The following is a 26,272-nucleotide window of genomic DNA, read 5'->3' as shown; positions in this document are numbered from 1 at the left end:
GATAGGTCCGCGACCCGCGAGCTCTTGGCTGGCAGGTCTGCGGCCTGCGAGCTCTTGAGACATCGCCAGCGAGCGGTCTTTCAGCGCCGACGAACGGCGTCTTTTCCGTGGCATCCATATTAGCAGAGGGCACCGCGTCCGCTGAGTACAGCGAGAAATTCGCGAGACGAAGTTCGTGCGCTTTTTCTCACGGGCTGATCCGCGAGTTGGTCCGCGAATTGGTTTGCAGGTTGATTCGCGAGCTGGCCCGCGAGCTGGCCCGAACGCCCCACCGCCGCCCCATGCGACTCCGCTACGGTTGGCGCGAGGAGCCAACCGGGACATTCTCGCGTCATTAATGCGGTTCGGAAAGAGTAATCTGCTCGAACGCGCGGAGCGCGGAGGGATCGTGCCAGCAACCCCTCACCACCATACGGCTTCATCATCGATTGGAAAAGGACGGCCAATGTCGAAACTGATACTATGGGGCTTAAGCGCCCTCGACTTCTATCAACACGGCGATTTCGCCTCTCTCCCCACCCTGTGGCTCGATATCGCCCACCAGGAGGACATCGCCCCCAACGCTGCCGCCGTTCAGTACCTAGAGGATAGGCTCCCTTGGCTGAGCAAGCCTTTTCATGTCATCGTTCCCTCGCGTCAACAAAAGCGCAATCTCAAAGACGCGCGCTGCCATGTTGCAGAGGAGTCCCTTTGGCAAAATTGCTATTTGCGTATCGAGCAAGGGCTTTTTGCTCCTTCCCCCGAGATCGCTTTTCTCCAAAGCAACTGGAGTCGCGATCTTGCCGAAGTGATCTTCAAAGGAAGCGCCCTTTGCGGCACCTACGGTCTAACACCCCCTTTCGACACCGTCTTTAATCGTCCCGCGCTTACTTCATCCGAGCGCATTCGAGAAGCTCTTTTAGCCCATCGGGACATACGAGGCTGCGCCATGACGAGACGCGCCGCTCCTTGGATTCTCAATAACGCTGCCTCGCCGAGAGAAGCAGCCCTCGCTCTTCTCATGACGCTCCCCAACCATCTCGGCGGCTACCACTTTGCCCGACCGGCACTGAACTACTCCATCGAGCTCACCAGCCTCGCTCGCCCGCTCTCCCGAAAAGAGTACTACGTCGCGGACGTTTGCTGGCCCGCCCAAAGGCTCGTTCTCGAGTACGACAGCGACGAGCGGCACCTTACGTCCGAACAGCTGCAGGAAGACGCCGTTAAACGCATGGCACTGCAGGCCATGAACTACCGGATTATCACCGTGGGACGACTACAGCTCAATTCGGTTAGCGAAACAAGGAAAATCGCACTCTCGGTTGCCCGCATACTTGGCAAACCGATCCGATTTCGCATAGGCGACTTCGATGCAAAGCACAAACACCTGCGAGCAGCCATGGGGCTCCCCTGCTGGCAATAATGAGCACCGCCAGCCGTAGCCCGAGAACGATTTTTGTCAGACGTCCCTCCTCGTTCTGACATTTTTGCCGGTCTGGCTGCGGGTTGCCGGGGAGAGGTTTGAAGGAACAAAGCTGTGAACTGGTACTTTTCTTGCTGCGACTTTGTTTTTCATGGTTAACACCGCAGCCCGAGGGGCCAAAATGTCGCACCTTTCAGAACCATGCGACAAAAAGGCGCCCCGGGCTGCGGATCGAAGGCCGATGCGCCGTTCGCTCCAAACCTAGATGGCAAAATGAGGCCTCAGGCTGTGGCGCGAAAGGCAGTCGGAGACGGAGCGCCGCGTCCCCCGATGACGCAGCGCGGACGGAGCAGCTGGGCCACCCCAAGTTAGAGCTCGCTGATGATGCGGGCGGTGCGGGCGGCGCATTCGGCTTTGGCGCGCTCGACATCAATGGTGGGCCATTCGGCGTTCGTGACAGCATGCTGGATGCGACCGCGATCGGCGCAGGAGGAGGCATCGGCGGAGATGGCGGAGGTGGCGCGATAGATCACCTCGCCATCGCACATCGTGAGCACCACGTCGGCCCCGTCGCCCGCATAGACCAGGTTGTAAACCGGATCGGGCGCCGGACACCACGACGGGCCCGTAATGTCCAGCACGCACAGGTCAGCACGGGCGCCTTCCGCCACCACACCGCAATCCTCGCGGCCCTGGGAAAGCGCGCCGGTGCGCGTCGCCGCCGCCAGCGCCTGCTGGGGCGTGACCGCCGTCGGATCAAGCGTCGCGCCCTTGTAGATAAGCGCCTGCAAGTACATGTCGTGGAACAGGTTGTGGTTGTTGTTCGACGCCATGCCATCGGAGCCCAGGCACACGGGAATGCCGCGGCGCAGCATCTCGGGAATGGGCGCGAAACCGCTGCCGAGCTTCATGTTGGAAGCCGGGTTGTTGGCGACGAACACCCCGTGCCGCTGCAAGATATCCAGATCAGCGTCATCGACCCACACGCAATGAGCCGCCGTCACGGGCACCTCGAACAACCCCACGCTGTCGAAATAGGCCACCGGCGTGAGGCCACCGTGGCGCTCGCGGCACTCGCGCACTTCCTTCTCGGTTTCGGACAGATGGATGTGCAGACGCAAGTCGGTGCCACGCACGATATCCAGAATGTCGCGGCAAACCGTCTCAGTGGACAGGTACTCCGAATGGATGTTGTAGTCGATGCGAATGCGTCCATCGCCGGCCCCGTGCCAGTCGCGCACGAGAGCCTCCATCTGGGCGCAGATCGGATATTCCGCGTAGGGCTTCTCCTCGAAGGCCACCAGCCCCTCGCACATGTTGGCCTTCATGCCGGCCTCAAGCACCGCACGGGCACGCTCCTCGGTCGCGTAGTACATGTCCGAAAAGCTGACCACGCCGAAGCGCGCCATCTCGGCACAGGCGAGCACCGTGCCCCAATAGCAATCCTCGGCGGTCATTTTGGCCTCGAAGGGGAAGCACTTCTCCTCGAGCCAACGCTGCAGCGGCAAGTTCTCGGCGTAACCGCGCAGAAGCGTCATGGGGGCATGGGCATGGGCGTTGTAGAGCGCGGGCATGAGCAAACGCCCCGCACCATCGTAGGTCTCGCCAAAGGTGGCAGCTTCATCGGGCGCGGGAGGCACCGAGCCGATATAGGCGATGCGCCCGTCGCGCACCCCTACCCATTGGTGGTGCTTGATAGCAAAGTCGGCGTCGAGGAGATCGATATCGCAGAAGAGCATGGAAGGCCTTTCGAAGAGAGTGGAACGGGGTTCTAGGGAAGAAGCATAACGCATTTCTCGGACAAGAACGGTTTTCGCGGCGGCTCCTCCACAAATGGACACGGCGCCTTTGGCTGCTTTCGAATGCCGCCGGCAGAGAGCGAACCCTTCGTCGGCAAAGCTCGCTGCTGGCTGCGCGGCCGAGAGTGCGTCCTCGGGGGAATTCCCTCTTGAAGCATCATGCGCTGCCACGAAAAAGGACCCGTGCCTGAGCGCGGGTCCTTGGGAAACGCCTGGGTTGTCGAGAGCAGCTTACTGCTGGGTACCCTCGGCGCCCTCGGCGGCCTGATCGGCAGCGGCCTGGTCGGCAGCAGCGTCAGCACCGGCCTGGTCAGCAGCCGTCTGGTCGGCAGCGGCCTCATCGGCGGCCTGATCGGCAGCAGCAGCGTCGCCGGCCTCATCGGCGGCAGCGGCATCAGCGCCAGCCTCGCCAGCAGCGGCCTCGTCGGCGGCGGCATCGGCAGCGGCGGCGTCGGCAGCGGCCTGATCCTCGGCGGACATGGTCTCGTCGGAAGGCTGCTCAGTGCCCTCGGTGGCGGCAGCGTCGCCCTCGGCGTTCTGGGCAGCAGCCTCCTCGTAGGGAGCAAGGTCGATGTCGTAGGGCAGGCCCTCGGGCATCGGGTTAACGGTGATCTCGGCGTTGTTGCGATACTCCTCGAACCAGGTAGAGAAGTTCTGGGAGGCGTTGCTCTGCTCCATGTAGGTCAGATACTCCTGGAACTCGGTCGGCAGCTGGTCAACCGAAGTGATACCGCCCTCGGGAACCTCGTAGACATCGGTCACCTTGATGATGTGGTAGCCGTACTCGCTCTTGACGGGAGCGGTAACAATCTGATCCTTCTCAAGGCCGGCCAGAGCGTCCTGGTACTCGGTGACGAAGGTGCTCAGCGCGTCCCAGCCCACATCGCCGCCGTTAGCAGCGGAGCCGGTGTCGGTGGAATACTGGGAGGCGGCATCCTCGAAGGAGATCTCGCCGGCGTTGATCTGATCGAGCAGCTCCTGGGCGCGGGCGGCCAGAGCGGCGTCGTCCTCGCCTTCCTCGGCGGTCAGCAGGATGTGGCTCGAGCGCTTAGCGCCGTTGAACTGCTCGCTCATGGCCTGGGCCTGGGCGAGCGTAGCGTCGTCGCCCTCACCCTCGGTATCCTGGGCAGCCACGGCCTCGGCGAGCTTCGTCTGAAGCAGATTCGGGCGAATGACGTCCTCGATGTAGGACTCCTCGGTCATGCTGGACGCCTCGAGAGCCTCCTGGAAGGCCTCATCGGACTCGAACATCGCCTTGGTCTCATCCAGGGCAGCGTCGATGTCGGCCTGCTCGACCGTCACGTTGTACTCTTTGGCAGCCTGGTCGTAGAGATCCTGGTTGACGTAGTAGTCAATGACCTCTTCGCGCACGGACTCGGGGGTGTAGCCGTTGGCGACCATCCACTCGCCCCACGCCTCATCGGACTCCAGCGAGCTGGAGGTGCGGAAGTTGGCGATGTAGTCGGTGACCGTCTGCTCCATAATTTCCTGGCCGTTGACCGTGGCAGCCACTGCGCCGCCGCCGGCGCCATTACCGCCGCAGCCCACGAGACCGGCGCCGAGAGCGACGCAGAGCGAAACCGCTCCCACGCTCTTCAGAGCAGAGCTCTTGAACGAGGCAAATTTCATGTGTCCTCAACCTTTCATGACATTGCGTCAGCCCTATTGCCGGCGCAGGCTCATCGAGCGCGCTCCCGCTCCCTCCGCGGGACTCCCGCCCTTCCTTCATGAGCGCTAACTGAATGTTGCAACCCTAGCGTAACGTTCTTTAACGTTTCGTAAGGTCAGGGAGCTATTATTTCAATGCGCGCGCACCGTATAAAGCGAATTACTTAGTCCACACACGGTGTCAACAATAATCGCACATACCTGTAAAGTTCCTGAAAGGATTCCTTAAAATCTGAGGTGAAGGGTCATTTTCCAGGCGTCTGTCGGAATCGCAGCATCAACAAAAAAACGACCGCCCGAAGGCGGTCGTAGAACATATGGTGGAGCCTAGGGGGATCGAACCCCTGACCTCATGGCTGCCAGCCATGCGCTCTCCCAGCTGAGCTAAGGCCCCGAAAAAGTGCGAGGACTATATTAGCATAACGGACGCGACGCGCAAGAACTTTTTTCAGGAATTTTGGAAATTCCCGCTAGCGGCCCTCGCGCGGCGCCCGCGCCCCTCGTAGCGCCGGCTTTACTCGGCCTCGCAAGTGGCGACGATCTGGTCGATGATGCCGTCCAGGGCGCCTTCCACCTCGTAGGCCTCTACCTTGCCCTCGTCCACCAGACGGGCGAAGGTCGGATCCATCGGCAGCGTGGCCACCGCGGGGATGTCGTACTTCTCGGCCACAGCCGCGCCCTGGGGCTCGCCGAAGATATGGTGCTCCTTGCCGCACTCGTCGCACTTGAAGTAGGCCATGTTCTCCACGAGGCCCACCACCGGCACCTCCAGCGACTTCGCCAAGTTCACAGCCTTGCCGACGATCATGGCCACGAGCTCCTGGGGGGCCGACACGGTGACGATGCCATCGACGGGCAGCGACTGGAAGACCGTCAGGAAGACGTCGGAAGTTCCCGGAGGCATGTCGACGAACATGTAGTCCACATCGCCCCAGTTCACCTCCTGCCAGAACTGCTTGATGGCGCCGGTGACGACCGGGCCGCGCCAGGCCACGGGCATGTCGCCCTCGGGCAGCATGAGGTTCACGGACATGACCTCGATGCCGCTGGCGGATTTCGCCGGGTTGATGCCGTCGGCGTCAGCGGTCAGGCGGCTATCGACGCCGAAGGACTTCGGAATGGACGGGCCGGTGATGTCGGCGTCCAGGATGGCCACCTTGTGGCCGCGCTTGTTCATCTCGGAGGCGAGCAGGCTGGTGACGAGGGACTTACCCACGCCGCCCTTGCCGGACACGACGCCGATCACATGCTTGACGTTGGTGCGCTTGTTGGGCGCCAGGGTGGACGGGCCAGCCTCGGCGGTGCGGTCGCCGCAGCCGGAGACGCCGCAGCTGGAGCACTCGTGCGAGCATTCTTCTGCCATGATTCCTTCTTTCTCTTCTCGAGTGGCCGCTCACTTCGCGACCAGGGTAGTTCGCAGGGCATCATAGCACAAACCCCGAGGCATCCTTTCGACACCTCGGGGTTCTTGAACGTCGTAAGAACAAAAGACAGACCGCTTCGGAAAACACGCACCGGCGCTTAGAAATCCTCGGGCATGTCCTTGCCATCGCCGGATGCGTAGAAGGTGGCCTCGGCAGCCAAATCGCGGATCGATTTTCCCTCGTGGAACGGCAGATCCAGGAACTCGGCGATGGTGGGCACGAGCGGACTGCAATCGACGTAGTGACCCTTCTCGTTGAACTGGTTGGTATCCTGCGCGCGCCAGTACTGGTCGTTCACGTCGGTCAGGTAGTACAGCCCGTCGGCCACTTCCATATAAGCCGAGTGATTCGTGTGCAGGTAGGTGGGCAGCTCGTCGATGGTGATCTCGAGGGCTTCAACGTCCTTCTTCCCCATTAAGGCTCCTTTGCTCCGATGAGGGTGGGTCACTGCTGGTTCTATGATAGCGCGATCGGCGGCCTGTGGGCGTATCTACGCGAATTAGTCATCGAAGAAGGCCGAGGCAACGCGGGTGGAAGCGGCGGCGTCCTTTGCGTAGAAGTCGGCGCCGATCTGGTCGGCGAACTCCTGCGTGATGACCGCGCCGCCCACCATGACCGCCACACCGGGAAGCTGCTCGTGAACGAGAGCGATCGTGCGCTCCATGGCGCCGACCGTGGTGGTCATGAGCGCCGAAAGCCCGATGAGACGCGCGCCGGTGTCGCGGGCGGCAGCCACGATGGCCTCGGGGGCGACATCGCGGCCCAGATCGATGACCGTGAAGCCGTAGTTTTCCAGAAGCATCTTCACGATGTTCTTGCCGATGTCGTGGATGTCGCCCTGCACCGTGGCCACGATAATGGCGCGGTCGGCATCGGCGGGGACGTGTGCGCCCTCCGTAGGGGTAGCGTTCGCGCTGGCTGCCCGAGCGCGGTCGCGGATGAGGTCGAAACCGGCCTTAACGGCCTCGGCGGAGGCCATGAGCTGGGGCAAAAAGAAGGTGCCCTCGTCGTACTTCTGGCCGACGACGTCGAGGACGGGCACGAAGACGTCGTTGATGACGGCCAGACCGTCGTGGGTCTCCAGCAGACGTTCCGTGGCCACCGCCACCGGCGCGCTGCGCCCTTCCAGCACGCATTCAGCCAGGTGAGCGACGGTTTCCACCGCATCGGCGAAAGCGCCCGTCACCGGGATGGGGTAGCTGCTTGGGATCCCCTTCGTAGGGGCGGGGCTTGCGCCGCCTTCCCGAGAGGCGACCGCGCTCGAGGCCGCGGGGTTGGCGGCGACCTCGTAGGGATCGGCCGTATTCGCGTAGGCTTCCAAAAATGCCCGGCAGCCCACATCCTGGCCGTTCAAGATGCGGAACGTCGCCACGGTGTCGCGGTAGCGGGCGTTCAGGGGGCTCAAAATGGGCATGTCGAGGCCGGCCCCGAAGGCAGCAGCGAGGAACGTGCTGTTCACGAGCGGGCGCGCCGGCAGGCCGAAGCTCACATTCGACACGCCGAGCACCGTGCGCACGCCGAGGCGTTCCTTCACCAAGGTCACTGCGCGCAGAATCTCGCGCACCTCGTCCTGGTTGGTGGCGGCGGCCATGACGAGGCAGTCGATGGCCACGTCCTCGCGCGGGATGCCGCGAGCCTCGGCGGCAGCCACAATGCGCTCGGCGATGGCCAGGCGCTCTTCGGCCGTGGGAGGGATACCGTTTTCGTCCAGAGTGAGGCCGACCACCGTGCAACCGTAGCGCGCCACCACGGGCAGTACGGCGGCGAGGTTGTCGGCCTTGCCGTTCACGGAGTTCACCATGGGGCGGCCGGCATAGGCGCGAGCCGCGGCTTCGATGGCGGCCGGATCCGATGAGTCCAGCTGCAGCGGCAGAGGCACGGTGGCCTGCAACGCGTGCGTGACCTGCGACAAGAGCGCCGGCTCGTCAAGGCCCGGCACGCCCACGTTCACATCGAGGATATCGGCGCCGGCGCGCTGCTGGGCGGCCGCCTCAGCCACCAGGTAGTCCACATCGCCCGCTTGCAGAGCCGCTTTCAGCTTCTTCTTCCCTGTCGGGTTGATGCGCTCGCCGATGACGGCGATGCGCGCCTCGCCCTCGGGCAGCGACACCATCTGCTGCGCCGAGGTCACCGTGAAGGCAGGACGATAACGCAGGTTGGGGACGCTGGACGCCGAGAGGCCCTTCGGCTCGCTTTGCTCCCCCCAAGCAGCACGGGAAGAAGCGGAGCTCGCGGAAACAGCTGTCGCAGAGGAGGCCACAGGAGTGTGTGCTGGAACAGAGACGGATGCAACCGCGGGGAGCGGCCGCGCGTCGATGAGCGCGCGCAGAGCAGCAATATGGTCGGGCGTCGTGCCGCAGCAGCCGCCTATGACCGTGGCACCGGCATCTAGGATCGCTTCCATGGCCTGGTCAAATTCGTTAGGGCCCACGTCGAAGACGGTCTCGCCATCCTGAATGCGGGGCAAGCCTGCGTTGGGCTGCACCATGACGAGGGCGCGGTCGTGCGGCGCGAGCTCCCCCACGAGCGGCGCCAACTCCGTCGGCCCGAGCGAGCAGTTGAGTCCCACGGCCGAGGCGCCGAGCGCCGACAGCGTCGTGGCGGCGATGGCCGGCGTCGTGCCGAGGAAGGTGCGGCCGTCCTCGCCGAAAGTCATGGTGGCGAACACCGGCAGCGTCGTACTTTCCACCGCAGCGAGCACGGCAGCCTTGGCCTCTAGCAGGTCGGCCATGGTTTCCACGACGATGAGATCGCAGCCGGCCGCCTCGGCGGCGCAGGCCTGTTCGGAAAAGATGTCGAAGGCCTCGTCGAAGGTGAGGGTGCCCAAAGGCTCGAGCAGCGCGCCAGTCGGCCCGATGTCGCCGGCCACCAGCGGCGCTCCGGCCACCCGCGCGTTGGCCGCAGCCGCCGCGTACACCTCGGCCACGGTAGCGCCGGCGTTCGCGAGCTTCAAGCGGTTGGTGTTGAACGTGTTGGTGGTGATGCAGTCGGCGCCAGCTTCCACGTATTGGCGCTGAATGGCTACGATGGCCTCGGGGTGCGTGAGGTTCAGCAGATCCGGCACCTCGTGGACGGTATGGAGCCCAGCGGCCTGGACGAGAGTGCCCATGCCGCCATCGAACAGCAGGTAGGCGCGGCCAGCCAGGGCCTCGGCCAGGTGGGCGTCGGTCACGGTGAGCTTACGCGGGGTTGCCATAGCAGGTCCTTCCTTCGGCGCGCAGGGCGCACGTATCGGCGACGGGGCAGGTGGAGCAGCGCGTCTTTTTTGCGTCCCTCTCCGTAGGGGCGGTGCTTGCGCCGCCCTCCCGGGCGGAATTCGGATGGGAACGCAGGCCGATAACCGCCGTGATGGATTTGGTTGGAACGAGAAGGTGCGCCGCCGTAGCGTGAATCCCCAGAGCACGGTCGGCGCCACTTGCGACGAGAAAGGCTGGCTGGCAACTCAGCGGCAGGTCGCCATAGCCAGGGCTGAAGCGCGATGTGGCGGCCAGGTTTCGCGCCGCGGCCTCTTCCACGATATGCGCGTTCAGGGCATTGGCCGCCTGCTCGACGAGGGATGACGCGCAGGCATCCACGAGCAGGCCGTCCGTCGCGCTGAGGGCGCGCTCGCGACGCAGCAGCATCTCGCTTTGCGCCCCCAGCGTCACCGCCAGCAGCACCACGCGCGTGCAGCCTTCCACATGGCGGGCGATATCGCGGCCCGGCAACAACGCAAGGGCTTCCGACGCGTCCATCTCGCGGTACACCCCGCGCGGGACGAGCTCCTTTTCGCACAAGCAAGCCGCGCGTTCCAGCTTTTCGCGCAGATCCCCCAGTTCCTGGCCGCGATGGCCCAGAAACGCCAGGGCCTCTTCCCTATCGACGCGCGCTTTCAGTTCCACGGCGTCACCATCCTCCAACAACGCCGGAGGCTCTTAGGCACAGCGCCTTCGGCACGGCTCTCGAGATGGCGGAAAAGATAGCCACGGTGTTCACCGAAGTCCGGCAGCAGCGACCGCTTCGGCGGCGGCGCAGGCGATATCGGGCTGGTTCATGGCATACACGTGCAGGCCGTTGACGCCGTGGCGACCGAGGTCGACGAGCTGGTTGCAGGCGTATTCGATGCCCGCCTGGCGCAGGGCCACCGGATCGTCCTCGTACTTCGCCAAAAGCTTGATGATGGGCGCCGGCAGCGAGCTGCCACAGAGGAACACCATGCGCTGGATCTGCGATTTCCCCAGAAACGGCATGATGCCGCACGAGATGGGGGCCGCAACACCCGCAGATTCGGCCGCCTCGCGGAAGCGATAGAAGTCGTCGTTGTTGAAGAACAGCTGGGTGATGAAGAAGTCGGCGCCGGCATCTTGCTTCGCGCGTAGATGGCGGATATTCTCGCGCGGGTCGAGGCAATCGATATGCCCTTCCGGATAAGCCGCCGCACCCACGCACAAGCCGGCCGCTTTCAGGCGCGGGATGAGCTCGTAGGCATAGCGGAAATCGGCCGGCTCCTGGCCGGGCGCAAGATCGCCGCGCAAAGCGAGCACCGTTTCAACCCCTGCCGCGCGCAGGGCTTCCACTTCCGTCGCCACCAATGACGCCGTGGCGCTCACGCAGGTGAAATGCGCGACAGCGGGTGTAGCCGCCTCGTTCTGAATAAGTTCGGCGATGGCCACCGTCTGGCCGCCGTGCCCGTTGCCGCTGCCGCCGGCCGAACAGGTCACCGAGATGAAATCGGGAGATGCAGCGCGCAGGCCTTCCACGACCTTGCGGGCCGCGTCCAGCGTGAGCTGACCCTTCGGCGGGAACATCTCCACCGAGAAGGGGATGTGCCGCGCGCGGCTCTCGGACACTTCCGTGCAGGCTGCGCCAGCCTCTTGGGCTACGGCCACGCGCGCGACACAGCTCTCGGACAAACGATCCTCGCGGCAGCTTTCGAAAATGCGGGCGACGGTTTCCATGAACAGCGTGTCTCTTTCCTCGTGCGAATCTCGTGCGCGTCGCGTGAATCGCTCCCGTGCGTCGCGCAAGGCTCCTGCGCGTCGTGCGAATCCTCCGGCATGTCGCGCGTGCCAAATCTTCCACGCGCTATTATAGAGAGGAACCGGCCTTCGCGCCCGAGTCTATCGCTCGCTGGATAGGCAAAAGGGCGATGGAGGGCCATGGCATCTCGCGAAAGGAGCCCCGCGTTGCGCATCGGCATCATCTCGGACACTCACGGCTCGCTGGACCCGCGGGCCTATGCGGCGCTGGCGGATTGCGACCATATCATCCACGCCGGGGACATCGGCGGGCCGGCCATTCTGCGCGAGCTGGAGACGCTGGCGCCGGTCACCGCGGTGCTCGGCAACAACGACTTCGACGAGTACGGCAGCGCCGTGGGCCATTTCGCGCACCCGGTTCTGGAAGGCGTGCGCTTCCTCGTGGGCCACAAGCCGGGTGATGTGCGCGTGAGCTTCGCCGGCTCGGCGGCCCTGGCGCCGGGCGATCCGCTGCCCGACGTCATCATCCACGGCCACACCCACGTGCCCGAGCTGAAAACGGGCCCCGACGCGCGGCCCGCGGGCCTGTACCTGTGCCCCGGCGCCGTGTACCGCCCCCGTAGCGACCTCGGCCGCACCATCGCGAAGATGGACGTGGAAGCCGGCCGCATCCTGCACACCTGGATAGAGAACCTAGACGGGAAAGTGCTCCTGGAGGCTTAGGCGGCCCCTCCCCCTCGCAGCAATCTGTCAAAATTTTACCGTTTCGGAGATCGAGGCCGGAGGGAATTTTTTGCGACACAAGCGCGGTCGGCGCGGGGCATAGAATGCGACTTTCCTGCGTCATAGTTACGGCTCGGTTGAAGTAGGCTCTTTCTGTCTCAGGGCATTCCCTTGAGACCCAACATGTTTTGTATTACACTTTAGTATTACATAAGGAAGATGCCTATGGACGAGATACGCATTCATCCGCACGCTCTTAAGCACGGCGTGGCCCAAGAAGAAATCATCTATGCCTGGCGAAACTTTGCTAGAAAGCGTCCGAGAGGCGATGACTGCTGGGTGACGATCGGCTTCACGAACATCGGGCACGAGGTTGAAATGATTGGCATGGTATTGGCAGATGGAACGACGCTGATCATCCATGCGATTTCTCCCGCAACAGAGCGGATAAAGCGCGAGCTTGGACTGGCAAGGAGGTAGAAGATGGAGTACACGCTTAAAAGCGGCCGGGTGATCACCGACGCGGAGATAGAGGCCATGGCCGAGGCCGCTGAATCGGGAGCTCTCCCAGGGCAGTGGTCTGGCGGCGTAGTGGTCGGTCGCCCCCGACTGGCCGACGAACCCCTGGATGTAATCAGCTTCAAAGTGCCCCACTCCACTGCCCTGGCCATCAAGCGCGCAGCCGAGCAAGAGGGTGAGTCGCGCTCAGCGTTCCTGCGCAAAGCAGCCTTGGACAGAGTCGAAAACGTTCTGGCGGCCAGCTGAAGACCTCCAGCTGCTGCGAATAGGCTCGCATACGGCCCTCCCCCTTTCCGCATCGTCACAGCCGGTACTCGACAGCAGCCCCTTCAAAGCCGGCCAAAAACGGAGAACGGTGCGCCGCGGTCAGACGCCGAGGCCGAGGGTGAGGTGGCTCATGTAGAAGGTGAAGCGCATGAGGAAGAGGGCGGCGAAGGCGAGCGAGGGGGCTCGCTTTAGGCGGCCCCCTCGCTATGACAGCGTTGGGAGGGAAAACGCTGTCGTACTATTCTTCCACGCCCGCCAGACGACGGCCGAGAAGGTAGCCGAATGTTAGTCCACGGCCCGTGCTCACACCCGCAATGTGATGCGGATACGTATCGTAGAACATAGACCCCGACACATTACCCGAGGCGTAGAGATTGGGGATAGGCTCATAGCCCTCGCCGAGAACCTGCGACTTGTTGTTCACACGCAAGCCGCAAACGGAAACGAGAAGCGCACTACCCTCTTCGAAAGCATAGTAAGGGGGCGTGTCCACGCGCACCATGTTGTGGCCGCTCTTGTGGAAGTCCTCGTCGACGCCCTTGTCGCACAACTCGTTATAGCGGTCGAGCGTGGCCTGGATAACAGACTCCTCGCAACCGATAGCCTGGGCGAGCTCAGCCACCGAGGCGCACTCGATAGAATCGGTAATAAACCCGTTGACCATATCGTCGGGCGCGAAGGGGGCATCGCCCATCAGAGTCCGCGCCGTTTCGCTGATGTTGGCGTCGCAAATACACCAGCCATGAGCGCCCGGCTGGTAGTTGATGGCATTGGCGAGGTAGTTCAGAGTCAGATCTTCGTTGACATAGCGCTCTCCGTTGTTGTTAACGCGCAGCACGCTGAGCACGGCGGCGGAATAAGCACCACCGGACTTGGAGCCCGACGAGTCGTTCATAACGGCATGGGGCCACTCGTCTTGCATGGCGCCAACCGCTTCGCCCATCAGATGACCGTCGCCAGTGTCGGTGGGCGACGAGTTCAGGTGCGCGTAAACGCGCATGTCGCGCGGCCGGACGCGCTCCTCCATCATGGCCACATTGTAGTCGTAACTGCCCGTAGCCAGAAGCGTGCCCTTAGCCCCCAGAACCTTGACATAGGTCCCCGCTTTGTCCTTGCCGATCACTCCGGCAATGGAGCCGCCTGCATCCTGAACGAGCTGGACAGCCGGCGTCTCGAAACGAATATCGGCACCCCCGTCAATCGCGTAGTTCATTATGGCCTCGACAACAGCATCGAAGCCGGCTTCCCACTGAACCGTCGTGGCGCGCCAATTCACTCCGTTGGCGATACGGTCGGCCGCAGAAGAAGGCGAGGAGGCTCCGCACGAGCCCTTCAGGATTTCGTCCTCGAGCCAATCGATGGCTTCGGCGGAACGGTCGATATAGGTCTGCCACACCGTTCCGTCGCAACGATACTCGGCGGCCTCCATAGCCTCGTTGTACACGTCAACTGGATCGGGCGCAAGGCCAGCCTCGGCAAGAACGCGGCCTCCGATAGCACCAATTTCGGAACCATGGGCGGCATAGGTGGTGCCCTTCTCCAGTACAATGACGCTCAGCCCCTGCTCGATAGCAGATGCAGCAGCGGCCAAACCGGCAATGCCGGCGCCGCACACAACGAGATCGCACTCGACGGTCTCGCCGATGGCGCTCTCGTCGATTGGCTCGGCCTCATAGGCAATGTCGCCATCAGTCCAATCATAGCCGCCTTCGAAATCTTCTGCGCAGTACCACGAGGCCTCTCCCGTCTCGGAGAGCGTCTCGGTCGTTTGAACGCCCGAGCCAGTTCCCGACGCAGACGACGCAGGAGCGCAACCCGCCATCATGCCGGAACCCATGGCAAGAGCCCCCAAAGCCGCGGCTCCGCCCAAGAACTTCCGGCGATCCATAGTCATATCTACCTTATTGGCATCCATTGCGATTCCTCCTTTTCCCATGGCGCATCGGGTTACGCGCCAGCGCAGCCCATAATCGCAAGCTCCGCCCGAACAATGTCATGGTGTGGCTTATGAATCGCTCACCTGGTGTAATAAGTTTTCTTATGTTTCCCAATCCCGCTCATTTCTTTGCCCGGACGGCATTATGGGAGCCGACTTTCTTTTGGTACTATCTTCTTGGGAGGTGGGACATGTCACTGCTGGATCGCGAATACTTTGCCACGCTTCGGGCGCGCGTCGGGAAGTTGGCTCAGGGCGAATTCCTGTCCTGGCGCATGCTCGGACTCATGACGCTCATGATGTGGAACTATCTGTTCTTCTTCTCCGACGAGCACCTAATGCCCTCGTATGCCGATCCAACGGCTGCAGCCGGAAGCATTTACGCTATTTCATCGCTTTCCTATTTGGCGGCGTCTCTTGCCATGATTCTAGGGCGACGCCCCTTGCAGAAGTTGCTCGCCGCACATCGGCTTCGGGCGTTTACCATCATGGCCCTCGCCGTCGCCGTCGGCAGCCTGCTGCCGTCCCTTCCCTCTCCCTTTTGGTCCCTTTGTCTTTCGGGGATTCTCACGGGGTTGGGAAGTGCCGCCCTCTGCGTCATATGGGGCATCATGTACACGCAAAGCTATTCGACGACGGCAGTCATAGAGGTTCCCCTTGCCTACTTCTTCGCCTCGCTCGTCGTCCCCCTCTCCCATGTGCTCCCAATCGGAGCCAACGAAATCCTCGTCGCGCTCCTTCCCTTGGTCTCCTCGCTGTGCCTGAGGGAATGCCTTCGACGTAATCCTCCGACCGACAACCAGGTTTCCCCTCTTGCAGCGAGCCGGCCCTCGGCCCCCATCAACCCACGCAAGATCATCGGAAAGATTTCCGTGGTTTCGCTCGCCTTCGGCCTTTGCAATTCCCTCATGCCGAACATGATGGACATCGGCAACACCGACACGGTCTACTCGCTCGTCATGCCCGTAGCAACCTTGTTCGCCCTTGCCGTCTTCGTCACCCTCACACTCTTCTCGCGCCATTACGATTTCGCCTTCGCCTACAAGCCGGCTCTACTCTTGATGGTGGCCGGCTACCTTATCGTCATCCCTTTCCAAAATCCACTGCTGGTATCTGGGTTCGCCGTGACAAGCTATACGTGCTTCAACGTAATGAACTGGCTTTTGCTCGCAGAGGCCTGCCATCGGTTCGGCCTTTCCTCCATTACTGCCTTTAGCTGGGGGCGCAGTGCGCTGGTTGCAGGCGGACTGGTTGGGCTGGGGTTCTACGCCCTCTTCACGACGTCGCCGGATGGCGCAATCGCCTCGTTCTCCTTCGCTGCCATGACCTGCGTCCTCCTTCTGTTCTTCGGCTATCTCTGCGTGCTCACCGAGCGTGACATCGATCTGCTTTCCATGCGCCCCGTCACCCTCAGCCAGGAGCTGTCCCCCGAAGAGCAGGCTCTTCTCATCAAGTATCGCAACATCGTGGAAGTGTGCGACATCGTTGCGCGACGCAACGATCTGGGCGAACGTGCCCGCGATGTCTTGGTCTGCCTCGCCCAAGGCTATAAGGCGAGTGACATAGAAGAGGAGCTTTACATGGCTCGTGGTACGGTCAACACGCACACCAACCGTATTTACAAACGTCTTGGCATTCACAAACGCAAGGAACTGCTCGACCTGCTCGAAGCGTATCGGCAGGAAGCAGGACTCTAGTCGCCCCATAGCCCCGAATCGAAGGTTTCAACATCGCAACCCTTCATTTGGGGCCACTTTGCTCTGCTTCGACCAAAATCCTACTTGCTTTGGTCCCGAACGAACGATTGGCCCGTCACATTCGCCAAATTGAGGCCACTGCCCCTAGACGCCGAGGCCGAGGGTGAGGTGGCTCATGTAGAAGGTGAAGCGCATGAGGAAGAGGGCGGCGAAGGCGAGGATGCTCGCCGTGGCAAGCCGGGCGAGGAGCCGGCGATGTGCATCCTGGGCCTCGGCGTTCTGGCCTTCCATGAGTCCACGACGTGCGCTTTGGGCCTCGGCGCGCCAGGCGAGGGCGAGGGCGGCGACGGCGAGCAGGGCGAAGGCTGCGAGGTAGGCCGGATAGCCGGCCACGAGGTCGGCGGCGGAGACGAGCTCGTTTTCGATGCCCTGAAGCTGGAGGCCGAGAACGGCGTACACGACGACATTGGCCGCCCAGGCCGCCGTCGCGAGGGCGAGCAGGACGCGCGTGCCGCGGCGACCGGCATCGAAGTCCGCCACGGCAAAGCCGACGAGCGCCAAAAGCGGGCCGCCGAACAGGGCGTTCAACCCAAGGCTCACGGGCACGAGGAGCAAACTCCAGGTCAGGATCGTATCCACGTGGTAGGCGAAGGCCACGGCCAGCACGAAGGCGACGATGGCGACGTCGATGGCCGCCAAAAGCCCCCGCTGCAGCCCGGCACGCGGATGCTCGGCGAAGGAGTACAGCCAGAACACCCCCGCCAGCGCGAGGAAGATCACGGCGCTGAACACCTCGGTGGAAAGCGGGCTGCGGCCCACGCCCGTGAACACGTACAGCGCGTTGGACGGGTTCCCCAGATGCGTGGCCGAGGCGATAAGGCCCACCATGGCCACCACCAACGGCAGGCAGGACCACTTGTTCAGGCGCCGCGCCGCCTCGCCGCGCGCTTGTCCGGTCAGCACCGGCAGCCCCATGATGAGATAGGCCACCGCGCCCGAGGGGGCGAGCGTCGTGAAGAGCACGAGGGTGATTTCGCTGAAGGCGAGGGTGAAGCCGTCCACGGGGTGCCCTAGCAGTAGAAGTGGGGCAGCGTGACCTCAAGGCCGCGCGCCGCTTGCAGCCCGAGCAGCGTGGAGCGGGTCAGGGCCGCCAAGCCCTGGTAGAAGGGGTGGTCGGCCGCCGCTTCCAACGCTTCCAAATAGTGCAGCGCCCAGGTGAGCAGATGATCGCGCAGGTACTCGTCCACCAGATCGGGGCGCTCCTCGGCCAGATAGGACAGCAGCGCCAGCATGAGGCCGATGTGGTCCTCCGGCGTGCGCTCGTCGGCGGTGCGCGCCACGCCGACCCGACGCATCCAGGCCCGCAGGGCGAGCGTGGCCTCGCCGAAGACGACGCACTCGCGGTCGGTGTACACCGAGCCCCAAGGCGGCGCGGGCAAGTGGCCCGGCCCCACGAACAGGCGGCGATACTCCCACACCAGGTTCTCGTTGTCAGCGCCGGCGGCCAGACCCTCGCGCATCAGCGCCAAGGCATCAGCGGCCGTGGCCTCATCAACGAAGGGCCATTCAGCAGCGGCGGCAGCCACGTCAAGCTCGGCCATCGCCGCGAAGGCGTCGGCGGCGTCGCCCGTCCTCGGGTCGTTCAGGAAGAACGGGGCCAAGCTCGCTCCGGCAAAAGCCACGGCGGCCATCTGATCGGCTTGCTCGCTCATCTTGCTTCCTTTCGCACAATTCAACGGAAACGAAAGCCCGTCGTATTTCACACGATTTCCCGGATATTCAGAACCTGGCCCTCCGCGCGCACCCGTTCCGCGTCGGCTTCAAAGCAGGCCGGCGGCGTCAGCACCAGGTTCGGAGACGTCGCCGTTGCGACGGGCAACGGCGGCAGATCGGATACGTCGCCGTACTTCTTGCGCAGCTCGTCGATGGAACCGAAATCCAGCGCCCGCAGGGGGCACGCTTCCACGCACACGGGCATCCGACCGACGGCCACCCGATCGGTGCACCCGTCGCACTTTACCGAACGGCCGGCCTCCCGATCGACCTTCGGGGCCCGGTAGGGACACGACAGGGCACAGTAGCCGCAGCCGATGCAGCGGGCCCCGTCCACGGAGACGAGCCCGCGCTCATCCTTGTGCATGGCCCCGGTGGGACACACGCGCACGCAGGCCGGGTTGCCGCAGTGGTTGCAGGCTGACGATACGTAGTAGCAGAAGGTGTTCTGGGATAGCGTGCCTTCAGCTTCGCGCTGCCAGGTGCCGCCGCCGTACTCGTATATCTGACGGAAGGCAATGGAGGAGGGAAGGTCGTGGAAATCTTTGCAGGCGAGCATGCAGGTCTTGCACCCCGTACACCGCAGCCCGTTGAAATGGAACCCGTACTGCACGTCCCCCCCTTCCAAACCTCTAATAATGCTGCCATCATTCTACCGCACCCAAGAGCGCCCAAGGAAGTCAGCGAGGCTCCGACAGGTGCCTGGATCTGTGCTGAACCGCGGCCGAGCGTACTTCGTACGTGAGGGTAAGCGGTAAAGCGCAGAGGCAAGTGCCTGCCGGAGCCGCAGCGTCGGCCGGTTCGTTCGTCCCGTCAGGGCGAACGGAACCTACATGATCTCCAACTCGTTCATGATGGCGCCGGTGCTATCGCCGACCGGCTTGGCACCCACGGGAGCCGTGATCACCAAGTTCGGCTGGCTCTCGCTGGCCGCAGGCAGAGGCGCGATCTCCGCGTCGTCGCCGTAAGCGGCCCGCAGCTCCTCGATGTCGCCAAAGTCCAGAGCTCGCAGCGGACAGGCCTCCACGCAAATGGGCTGCTTGCCCTCGGCCACGCGGTCGGCGCACATGTTGCACTTCACCGACTTCATGGCTTCCATATCCACCTTGGGGGCACCGTAGGGGCACGTCTGCGAGCAGGTGCCACATCCGATGCACTTCTCGGGATCGCTTCTCACCTCGCCAGTGTCGGGGTTCTTCTCGATGGCGCCCTGGGGGCAGTTCGCCATGCACATAGGCATGTCACAGTGATTGCAGGCCACCGATACGTGGTAGGTGAAGGTGTCCTGAGTCCAGCAGCCCGCGGCGTCCTGGTTCCACGTGCCGCCACCATACTCGTAGACGTTGCGGAAGTTGATGTCGTTGGGCAGGTTGTTCTTGTCCTTGCAGGCGAGCACACAGGTCTTGCAGCCGGTGCAGCGCGTTCCGTCGAAGTGGAAACCGTACTGAGTCATGGTTCATTCCCCTCTCTTACGCCTTGGCGATCTGGCCGATGATGGTGTGCTGGCCCGTGGCCTTGGCCACCGGAGTGCAGTGGCGGCTCGTCAGCGTGTTGATGCAGCCGCCCTTGTCCACACGGTCGCCGCCCATGTCAGCGTCATGCCACATGCCCTGCGGGATAGCGCCCACACCAGGCATGATGCGGTCGGTCACCTTCGCCTCGATGAGGATCTCGCCATGGTCGTTAAACACGCGAACCATGTCGCCGGTCTTGATGTTACGCTCGGCCGCATCCAGCGGATTGATCCAGACGTTGTGACGATGAGCGTCCTGAATGATCTGGTTGTTGGCGTAGCTTGAATGAGTGTGGGCCTTGGTGTGGTAGCCGGTGAACTGCAGCGGGTACTCCTCGGTGTTGGAGTCGGGGCCGTCGAAGCCAGGCACGTAGATCGGGATGGGGCAGATGACGTCGCCCTCCTGCAGCTCCCACGTGGCGGCGTACTCAGCTAACTCAGGGGAGTAGATCTGGATCTTGCCCGTGGCCGTCTCCAACGGGTTGGCCGCCGGATCCTCGATGAAGGGATCGGTGGCGTTGTCTACCTCGATATCCTTCTTGTAAACGCCGGCCGCCAGACCCTCTTCCCAGGTGGGAGCGTCGGGATTCTCGGCACGGAACTCCTCGTACAACTCACGGCACCAGTCCTCGCGGGTCTTGCCGCCGTCGGTGTAGGCATCCTTCACGCCCAAACGGTCGGCCAGATCGGCGCACACCTCGTACACCTCGCGACGCTCGAACTTAGCGGAGGTGGTGGGCTGGCCGAACCAGATGCCCTGGGTGTCGTTGTTCTCGCCCTGGGTGGAAAGCGTCCAGGTCTCTTGCGGGGTGAGGTCGGGCAGGATGATGTCGGCATACTTGGCGGAATCGGTCATGACCACGTCGTAACAAACGATGAACTCGCACAGGCTTTCGTCGCGCAGGATGTCGGTGGTGAAGTTGATGTCGCCGTTCTGGTTGGCCGGCATGTTGTTGCCGTAGTTGATCATCATCTTGATGGGCGCGGGCAGCGCGTCGGCGTTCTGGATGCCGGCATTCAGGGCCGTGAGCTTCGTGCCATCCTTGATAGCCTCGGGCCACAGGTAGTTCGGAAACTTCACTTCGATAGGATTATCACCAGTGGGCAGCGAGTTCAGCTCAAAGCCGCCGTTGCCCTCGCGCAGGCCGGAATTCGTAGAGGGCAGCCCCACCTGGCCCACGAGCTGGGGCAGAAGAGCGATGGCACGGGCCGCAGTCTCACCGTTGGTGCGGCGCTGCGGGCCCCAGCCCTGACAGATGAAGCAGGGCTTGGCTTCGCCGATCTCATGGGCGAGATCTATGATACGCTGCTCGGGAATCTGAGTGATGGCGGCAGCCCACGCCGGGGTTTTCTCCACCATGTCGTAGCCGGTGCCCATGATGTAGGCGTAGTAGGAGCTGTTGGCCGGAGCGCCCTCGGGCAGGGACTCCTCGTCATAACCAACGCAATAGGTGTGCAGGAAGTCCACATCCACCAGGTTGCTGGCGATGAGCTCATGGGCAATGCCAGCCACGAGCGCCGCGTCGGTACCGGGGCGGATGGGAATCCACTCCACGTCGCGGTTCGTGGCGATCTCGCTGCGGCGTGGGTCGATGCAGATGACGCGCACGTTCTTCTGTTCCATGGCCACCAGCAGATCGTAGCCGTGGCCGTCGCCGGCCATGCGGGTGTCGCAGGGGGCGTTGCCGAACATGACCACCAGCTCGCCGTCGGTCAGTGTCTTGAAGGAGCGCTTGCCCCAACCACCGCCATAGGTGTACAGCTGGGCGCCGAAGGTCAGCGCCCCGTTGGAGTAGTTGCCGTAGCGAGTGACCACGCCGCCGCACAGGTTGAACAGACGGAACCAGGGGTTGTTCATGATCACGTTCTGCTCGACGCCGGAGCACTCCTGGATAAAGACGGACTCGTTGCCGTAAGCCTCGGTGATGCGCTTGAACTCGGAGGCGATGGTATCCAGAGCCTCGTCCCAGCTGATCTGCTCGTACTTGCCCTCGCCGCGCTTGGAGCCCTCCACGCGCTTCATGGGATAGTTCAGGCGATCCTCGCCGTTGATCCAGCGGCGGATGGAACGGCCGCGCAGGCAAGCGCGAGCCTGGAAACCACCGAAGGAAGCGTCGCCGGTATTGTCAGATTCCACGTAGGTGATCTCGTCGTCAACCACATGGCACTGCAGCACGCAAGCGCCGCCGCAGTTCACATGGCAATGCGTCCAGCAGATCTTCTCGTCGACCGGCGCGGTGTCGCCGGTTTCGGCGAGCTCGGCGTCTCCGGAGCCGGTGCCCTGCGGCGCGCAGCCGAACAGAGACGTGGTGCCTACGGCGGCGGCCCCAAGGCCGGCCAGTGCGGATCCCTTCACGAACGTGCGACGAGACAGAGCAGTCTTCTCGGAGTTCGTCATGGTACCCTCCCTTTCCTCTTGCGAATCTCTTCTCTTCTGCGGCCCGCCCCTCTTCCGTAAGGATCGGGCCCGCGGCGCCGTGGAAGGCGGCGCCTCGCGTCGGTCGCGGTGGCGTTCACCGTCGCTCCCGACGGGCCGCATCATAGGCCCCCTGCCGCAGCGAGCGTGTCACATACTCCGTGTGATTTTCGCATTTCCCCAGCTCACAGGCGATCACTCTATCACCCTTTTTCCATTTCGCCAAGACGGAAACTCGTGGCCACGCTATACTGTTCACCACGGATTACCGCACAGCGGCAACGTCGGGAGGGGGTGCGCGCGATGAATTTCCAAACCGTTTTAGGGCTTCTGCGGCCGAACGTGGCCTCGCTCGGCTACGGGCTCTTCCTCGCCATCAACGCCGCCAGCGTGTGGGGCGGCGTGTTCCCGTTTCTGCCGCTCGCTTTCCAAACCGCCGATGTCATGCTGTGGTTCTTCGCCGCCGAGTCCGTGGCCTTCACCGCCACGTTTCTGGCGAGCGCCGCCGGCACGTGGTTCTTCCCCGCCGAGACGCGACGATTCATGGTGAAGGCGGTGACGGTACCCTACATGGGCGGCTGGTGCTTGCTTATCGCAGCCATGTACCTGCGCGGTGCCACCGTGCCGCTCGTCTGCATCGGCGGCGCGCTGCTCGGCGTGGGGTCGGCCGGATTCTATATGCTGTGGCAGCGCCTCTTCGCCAGCCAGGACGCGCGCGAGGGTATGGGCAACCTTATCGCCGGCACGGCATGGGCGGCCGTGCTGTACTTCGCGCTCTACCTTATCCCCGTAGCGGTGACGGCCTACCTCATCCCTTGCGTCTTTCTGCCCCTGTTCGGACTGGCCGCCGTGCTGAAGAGTCGCTCCATCGATCTTGACCAGCCCATGTTCGAGGACGTACCCCGCGAGCATCGGCGCACGTACCGCCACGTACTCGCCACCGTCTGGCGACCGGCGCTTTCTCTTGGCACGTTGGGGTTCTGCACCGGCGTCATGCGCTCGCTCGCCATTGGCGACCCGGAGGTGGGCACGCTCGTGAACGCCCTTTCCATGGGGGCGATGCTGGTGGCGGCCGTGGCGCTTCTGGCCGTGTGGGCTACCAAGAGCCTGCGCATCAACGTGGCCACGAGCTACCGGGTGTTCTTCCCCGTGGTGACGACCGGCTTTTTACTGCTGCCGCTTTTGGGAGACAGCTATGCGGAAGGGCTCGCGGCCGGGCTGTACGCGCTGTGGTCGGTGGCCATCGTGCTCATGATGATCCAGTGCGCCCAGGTGTCTCGGGACGGCGGCATCAACCCGGTGTTCATCTACGGCGTGTTCGGCGGCATCATGTACGGTCTGCACGATGTGGGATTTCTCGGCGGATCGGTGCTGGAAGGGCTAGTCGCAGGGAGCGCCGGGGGCGCAGCGGCCGGCGGAGCCCTGGGCGGCCTGCCGCCCCTTGCCCTGGTGACGATTGCGGCACTGTACCTTCTCGGCATCATGTACTTCATCGGCCAGGGAGGCTTCCGCCGCGTGCTGGCCGACACCGACATCAACGAGATCGAGCTGTTGGCCCTCCAGCGCGGCGGGAAGAAAGGGCCCGCAAGCCGCGTGATCGCCCGTGCCGACAGCGCAGCCGCCATGACCGACACACCATCCGCCGCCTCGGAAGCATCAGCATCTGTTTCTGAAGAAGGTGTCGAAGGAAAGGATGCCGCAATCGCGGATCCCCTCCTCTGCGCTGCCAATACCATCGGTACGCAAGCCGAAAGCGGAGATCACGCGCAGGGAGCGCCTCATAGCGCATCGTCCGGTAGCACTGCAGCTACCCGAGATGGCGCTGCCTTTCGCGACCGTTTCTCGAAGCAGATGGCGGCAGTGCGCGAGTTCTACGGCCTATCGGCCCGCGAGGCGGAGGTGGCCGAGCTCATCGCCCGCGGCAACACCGTGGCCCACATCGCCGAGCTGCTGTTCGTCTCCGAGAACACGGTGCGCACCCATTCCAAGCGCATCTACGTCAAGCTGGACATCCACAAGCGTCAAGAACTCATCGCCCTCGTAGAAAGCTTCGAACCCGAGGGACGATAAAAGCAGGCACGATTCTGAACGCAGTGCGTTCAGAATCGAGATAAACTGCAGGGCGCGTGCCCCTTCTATCGCTCCAGCAGTTGCTCCATGGTGCAACGCAAGGCATGGGACAGGCGGTAGAGGGCTATGCCCTGGGCCTTGTTGATGTCCTTCTGCCGCTGCTCGTACAGCTGGATGGAGCGCACGCCTACCCCTGATGCCTTTGCCAGCTGCGACTGGGAAAGGCCGGCTGCTTCCCGCAAAGTCCGCAGGTTGGTGGCCTTCGCGCGCTCGGCACGCATCTCGTCGAAGATGGCGACGAACTTGCTTTCAGGCGCCTCGTGCAGCGGCCAATACATGGAGCGAATCTCGTCATAGGTGGCGGTCGCGAAAATGGACCGGTAGGAGCAACCCGTGACCATCTGGTAATGCGCAAGCACCCACCCGACCCAGAAGTCCGGCGTCCGGTCATAGCGAAGAGACGGCGCGGGCACTTCATCGCACGGGAGCAGAGGCACCATGATGCGCAGTAAGTCATAGGACGACTTGCCCGCCACGTACACCGGATTCTGCTTTTCAAACTCCTCGGCCAAACCTGACGCCATGAACGCCTGGGCCACCTGCTCGCCCGTGCACCCGGCCAAGTTCACCCCGATATCGAAAACGAATGCCAGCACTTCTTGCAGATCGTGAGCATAAGGCGAAGGCGGCAGCTCGACGACGGCGTATCGATACTCCCCCATGGCCTACCCCTCCCTCATCAAGTCGAGCATGTATACGCCGTTGGGGTCAAAGGGCTCCTTGTGCAGGATGCGGTCGAAGTCCTGGCGCGCCTTCTCATCTCGTCTCATACGCTTCTCATGCCAGAGCGATGCTGACGCGGGCTCGGCTCCTACGAACCTGAGCGCCCCGAAGGCTGCCTCACTCACCGCAACCACCTGACGTCCCAGCCCACCAAGCTTCATCGCGCGCTCAAGCTGTGCGAGACTAATGCGATTCTCCAGAAAAGCCCGGGCAAAAGAAAAGTAGGAATCGTCAGCACGGTGGCCCACGATCACGTCCGCTTCGCCCAACTCCGACGGGTATCGGGCCGCCACGTAGGACTTAGCGGCCTCCATAAGACTCGTCGGAACGTCGAATTGCCGATTGACGAAAAGCACCGCGAGCCATTCGATGGTACCGTAAGGCTCGGCGTCCAGATCTACCACGCGCAAGCCCGCGAGCTCAAGGTCGTAGGCGTTCGCAAACCCATCCTTTGCCTTCGGGCAGGCCCATTCGCAGGCAAGCTCAAACGACTCCGTGCAATAGAAGCCCAAACCGTAGTCGTTGTAGGGATTGCCCACACCAAAAAGGGGGCGCTTCACTCGAATTGGCGACCCATGGTACAAGCGCAGCACTTCGCTCATAGTAGCCATCCTATCTATATCGCTATAGTGATATAGATACTAGCACGAAAACATAGCCAGATCAATTTCCCCATTGTCTGCGAAGGTTGGAAAATGTGCTTTTTTGGATGAGGGTCTGACCTGGTATTATTCGAGTTTTACCAGGTCAGATACAGTGTTTCTAGAATTCGAAAAAGCACATTTTCCAAGTCCATCGACCCACCATGACACCTTTTCCAAATCGCGATCCAGATAAGCACATTTTCCAGATTCCCCGGAGAAGGGAGTCAGTCTCGCATGCGTTCGCGAGAAAGGTGCCCTACTCTGTGACGCGTTTGCGAGACGGGTTCAGCAGGGCGCCGGCGAGGGCGGCCACGGTGGAGATGCCGCCGGCGATGCGCAGCCACAGCGCCGTGCTCTGGCAGGCCATGTCGGCGCTCTTGCAGACGCCGATGGAAAGCGGCGTGTCGAAGGTGAGCAGCACGATGGCGAGCGATAGCAGCACCAGGGCCACGGTCATGGGCCGCTTCGTCACAAGCGCCACCACCGCCACAACGGCCAGAATAAGAGCAAGCAGCAGTTCGACCTTCGCCGTATAAGTGCAGCGCATGGGCACCATATTCCCATTCGTCAGCTCAAGCATTCCCGCGCACACCGGCGCCCACAAAAGCACGGCTCCGCACACCACGGCGGCACAGACGAGCGCCGCAATCGGCGCCAACAAAGACAGGTTCTTCATGAGT

General features: G+C 62.9%; 22 protein-coding genes and 1 tRNA gene. 6 read left to right on the top strand and 17 right to left on the bottom strand.

The window, feature by feature from the left end; translation table 11 throughout:
• The first annotated feature begins 445 nt into the window (after positions 1–445).
• Positions 446–1,402 carry a hypothetical protein gene (locus AEQU_RS01055; protein ID WP_041714303.1) on the top strand — a complete coding sequence of 319 codons (957 nt, stop codon included), beginning with the start codon at positions 446–448 and terminating at the stop codon, positions 1,400–1,402.
• 368 nt (positions 1,403–1,770) lie between these two features.
• On the opposite strand, the gene AEQU_RS01050 is transcribed toward AEQU_RS01055, so the two are convergent.
• The 8 genes from AEQU_RS01050 to AEQU_RS01015 form a co-directional block, all read right to left on the bottom strand.
• Positions 1,771–3,141, bottom strand: a complete 1,371-nt coding sequence (locus AEQU_RS01050; RefSeq protein WP_022738617.1) for an amidohydrolase — start codon at positions 3,139–3,141, stop codon at positions 1,771–1,773.
• A gap of 291 nt (positions 3,142–3,432) precedes the next feature.
• Complete coding sequence (locus tag AEQU_RS01045) at positions 3,433–4,830, bottom strand: peptidylprolyl isomerase (RefSeq protein ID WP_022738613.1); 1,398 nt, start codon at positions 4,828–4,830, stop codon at positions 3,433–3,435.
• A 357-nt stretch (positions 4,831–5,187) separates the two neighbouring features.
• Positions 5,188–5,263, bottom strand: a tRNA-Ala gene (locus tag AEQU_RS01040).
• A gap of 120 nt (positions 5,264–5,383) precedes the next feature.
• Positions 5,384–6,232, bottom strand: a complete 849-nt coding sequence (locus AEQU_RS01035; RefSeq protein ID WP_022738609.1) for an Mrp/NBP35 family ATP-binding protein — start codon at positions 6,230–6,232, stop codon at positions 5,384–5,386.
• Between the two features lie 158 nt (positions 6,233–6,390).
• Positions 6,391–6,708: a hypothetical protein gene (locus AEQU_RS01030; protein WP_022738605.1), complete on the bottom strand. Its 318-nt coding sequence runs from the start codon at positions 6,706–6,708 to the stop codon at positions 6,391–6,393.
• Positions 6,709–6,792: 84 nt separating this feature from the next.
• Positions 6,793–9,489, bottom strand: a complete 2,697-nt coding sequence (locus AEQU_RS01025) for a homocysteine S-methyltransferase family protein (protein ID WP_022738601.1) — start codon at positions 9,487–9,489, stop codon at positions 6,793–6,795.
• Positions 9,473–10,174 (bottom strand): putative methionine synthase, encoded by a 702-nt coding sequence (locus AEQU_RS01020; protein WP_022738597.1) that lies wholly within the window; start codon positions 10,172–10,174, stop codon positions 9,473–9,475. The genes AEQU_RS01025 and AEQU_RS01020 overlap by 17 nt, the downstream gene beginning before the upstream one ends.
• A gap of 90 nt (positions 10,175–10,264) precedes the next feature.
• A complete protein-coding gene (locus tag AEQU_RS01015) occupies positions 10,265–11,230 on the bottom strand; it encodes a methylenetetrahydrofolate reductase (RefSeq protein ID WP_022738593.1) in 966 nt (321 codons plus the stop codon).
• A 201-nt stretch (positions 11,231–11,431) separates the two neighbouring features.
• Here AEQU_RS01015 and AEQU_RS01010 point away from each other — a divergent pair, with 201 nt between their 5' ends.
• The 3 genes from AEQU_RS01010 (at position 11,432) to AEQU_RS01000 (ending at position 12,739) form a co-directional block, all read left to right on the top strand.
• Entirely contained in the window at positions 11,432–11,974 is a 543-nt protein-coding gene (locus AEQU_RS01010; RefSeq protein ID WP_041714301.1) for a metallophosphoesterase family protein, read from the top strand.
• 225 nt (positions 11,975–12,199) lie between these two features.
• Positions 12,200–12,454, top strand: a complete 255-nt coding sequence (locus AEQU_RS01005) for a hypothetical protein (protein ID WP_022738584.1) — start codon at positions 12,200–12,202, stop codon at positions 12,452–12,454.
• 3 nt (positions 12,455–12,457) lie between these two features.
• On the top strand, positions 12,458–12,739 hold the full coding sequence (locus AEQU_RS01000; protein ID WP_022738580.1) for a type II toxin-antitoxin system TacA family antitoxin: 282 nt from the start codon (positions 12,458–12,460) through the stop codon (positions 12,737–12,739).
• Positions 12,740–12,998: 259 nt separating this feature from the next.
• Here AEQU_RS01000 and AEQU_RS00995 read toward each other — a convergent pair whose 3' ends face one another.
• Positions 12,999–14,675: an FAD-dependent oxidoreductase gene (locus tag AEQU_RS00995; protein ID WP_022738576.1), complete on the bottom strand. Its 1,677-nt coding sequence runs from the start codon at positions 14,673–14,675 to the stop codon at positions 12,999–13,001.
• Between the two features lie 212 nt (positions 14,676–14,887).
• On the opposite strand from AEQU_RS00995, the gene AEQU_RS00990 reads away from it, so the two are divergent.
• A complete protein-coding gene (locus AEQU_RS00990; RefSeq protein WP_022738574.1) occupies positions 14,888–16,393 on the top strand; it encodes a LuxR family transcriptional regulator in 1,506 nt (501 codons plus the stop codon).
• Between the two features lie 144 nt (positions 16,394–16,537).
• On the opposite strand, the gene AEQU_RS00985 is transcribed toward AEQU_RS00990, so the two are convergent.
• The 5 genes from AEQU_RS00985 to AEQU_RS00965 form a co-directional block, all read right to left on the bottom strand.
• On the bottom strand, positions 16,538–17,455 hold the full coding sequence (locus AEQU_RS00985; RefSeq protein WP_022738570.1) for a dimethyl sulfoxide reductase anchor subunit family protein: 918 nt from the start codon (positions 17,453–17,455) through the stop codon (positions 16,538–16,540).
• Between the two features lie 8 nt (positions 17,456–17,463).
• On the bottom strand, positions 17,464–18,105 hold the full coding sequence (dmsD, locus tag AEQU_RS00980; RefSeq protein ID WP_022738566.1) for a Tat proofreading chaperone DmsD: 642 nt from the start codon (positions 18,103–18,105) through the stop codon (positions 17,464–17,466).
• A gap of 47 nt (positions 18,106–18,152) precedes the next feature.
• A complete protein-coding gene (locus tag AEQU_RS00975; RefSeq protein ID WP_022738563.1) occupies positions 18,153–18,779 on the bottom strand; it encodes a DMSO/selenate family reductase complex B subunit in 627 nt (208 codons plus the stop codon).
• A 216-nt stretch (positions 18,780–18,995) separates the two neighbouring features.
• On the bottom strand, positions 18,996–19,619 hold the full coding sequence (locus AEQU_RS00970) for a DMSO/selenate family reductase complex B subunit (RefSeq protein ID WP_022738559.1): 624 nt from the start codon (positions 19,617–19,619) through the stop codon (positions 18,996–18,998).
• Positions 19,620–19,635: 16 nt separating this feature from the next.
• Positions 19,636–22,077: a DMSO/selenate family reductase complex A subunit gene (locus tag AEQU_RS00965; protein WP_022738556.1), complete on the bottom strand. Its 2,442-nt coding sequence runs from the start codon at positions 22,075–22,077 to the stop codon at positions 19,636–19,638.
• A gap of 321 nt (positions 22,078–22,398) precedes the next feature.
• Here AEQU_RS00965 and AEQU_RS12835 point away from each other — a divergent pair, with 321 nt between their 5' ends.
• A complete protein-coding gene (locus AEQU_RS12835) occupies positions 22,399–24,165 on the top strand; it encodes a helix-turn-helix domain-containing protein (RefSeq protein ID WP_022738552.1) in 1,767 nt (588 codons plus the stop codon).
• Between the two features lie 65 nt (positions 24,166–24,230).
• On the opposite strand, the gene AEQU_RS00955 is transcribed toward AEQU_RS12835, so the two are convergent.
• The 3 genes from AEQU_RS00955 to AEQU_RS00945 form a co-directional block, all read right to left on the bottom strand.
• Positions 24,231–24,887 (bottom strand): helix-turn-helix domain-containing protein, encoded by a 657-nt coding sequence (locus AEQU_RS00955; protein WP_022738549.1) that lies wholly within the window; start codon positions 24,885–24,887, stop codon positions 24,231–24,233.
• Positions 24,888–24,890: 3 nt separating this feature from the next.
• Positions 24,891–25,550, bottom strand: a complete 660-nt coding sequence (locus AEQU_RS00950; RefSeq protein ID WP_022738547.1) for a DUF3990 domain-containing protein — start codon at positions 25,548–25,550, stop codon at positions 24,891–24,893.
• Between the two features lie 298 nt (positions 25,551–25,848).
• Positions 25,849–26,268 (bottom strand): DUF4418 family protein, encoded by a 420-nt coding sequence (locus tag AEQU_RS00945; protein WP_022738543.1) that lies wholly within the window; start codon positions 26,266–26,268, stop codon positions 25,849–25,851.
• Positions 26,269–26,272 lie beyond the last annotated feature (4 nt).

The organism is Adlercreutzia equolifaciens DSM 19450 (assembly GCF_000478885.1).
GTDB classification, from domain to species: domain Bacteria; phylum Actinomycetota; class Coriobacteriia; order Coriobacteriales; family Eggerthellaceae; genus Adlercreutzia; species Adlercreutzia equolifaciens.
Note: the sequence above shows the minus strand (reverse complement) of the source record. Positions and strands in the feature narration are given on the sequence as shown.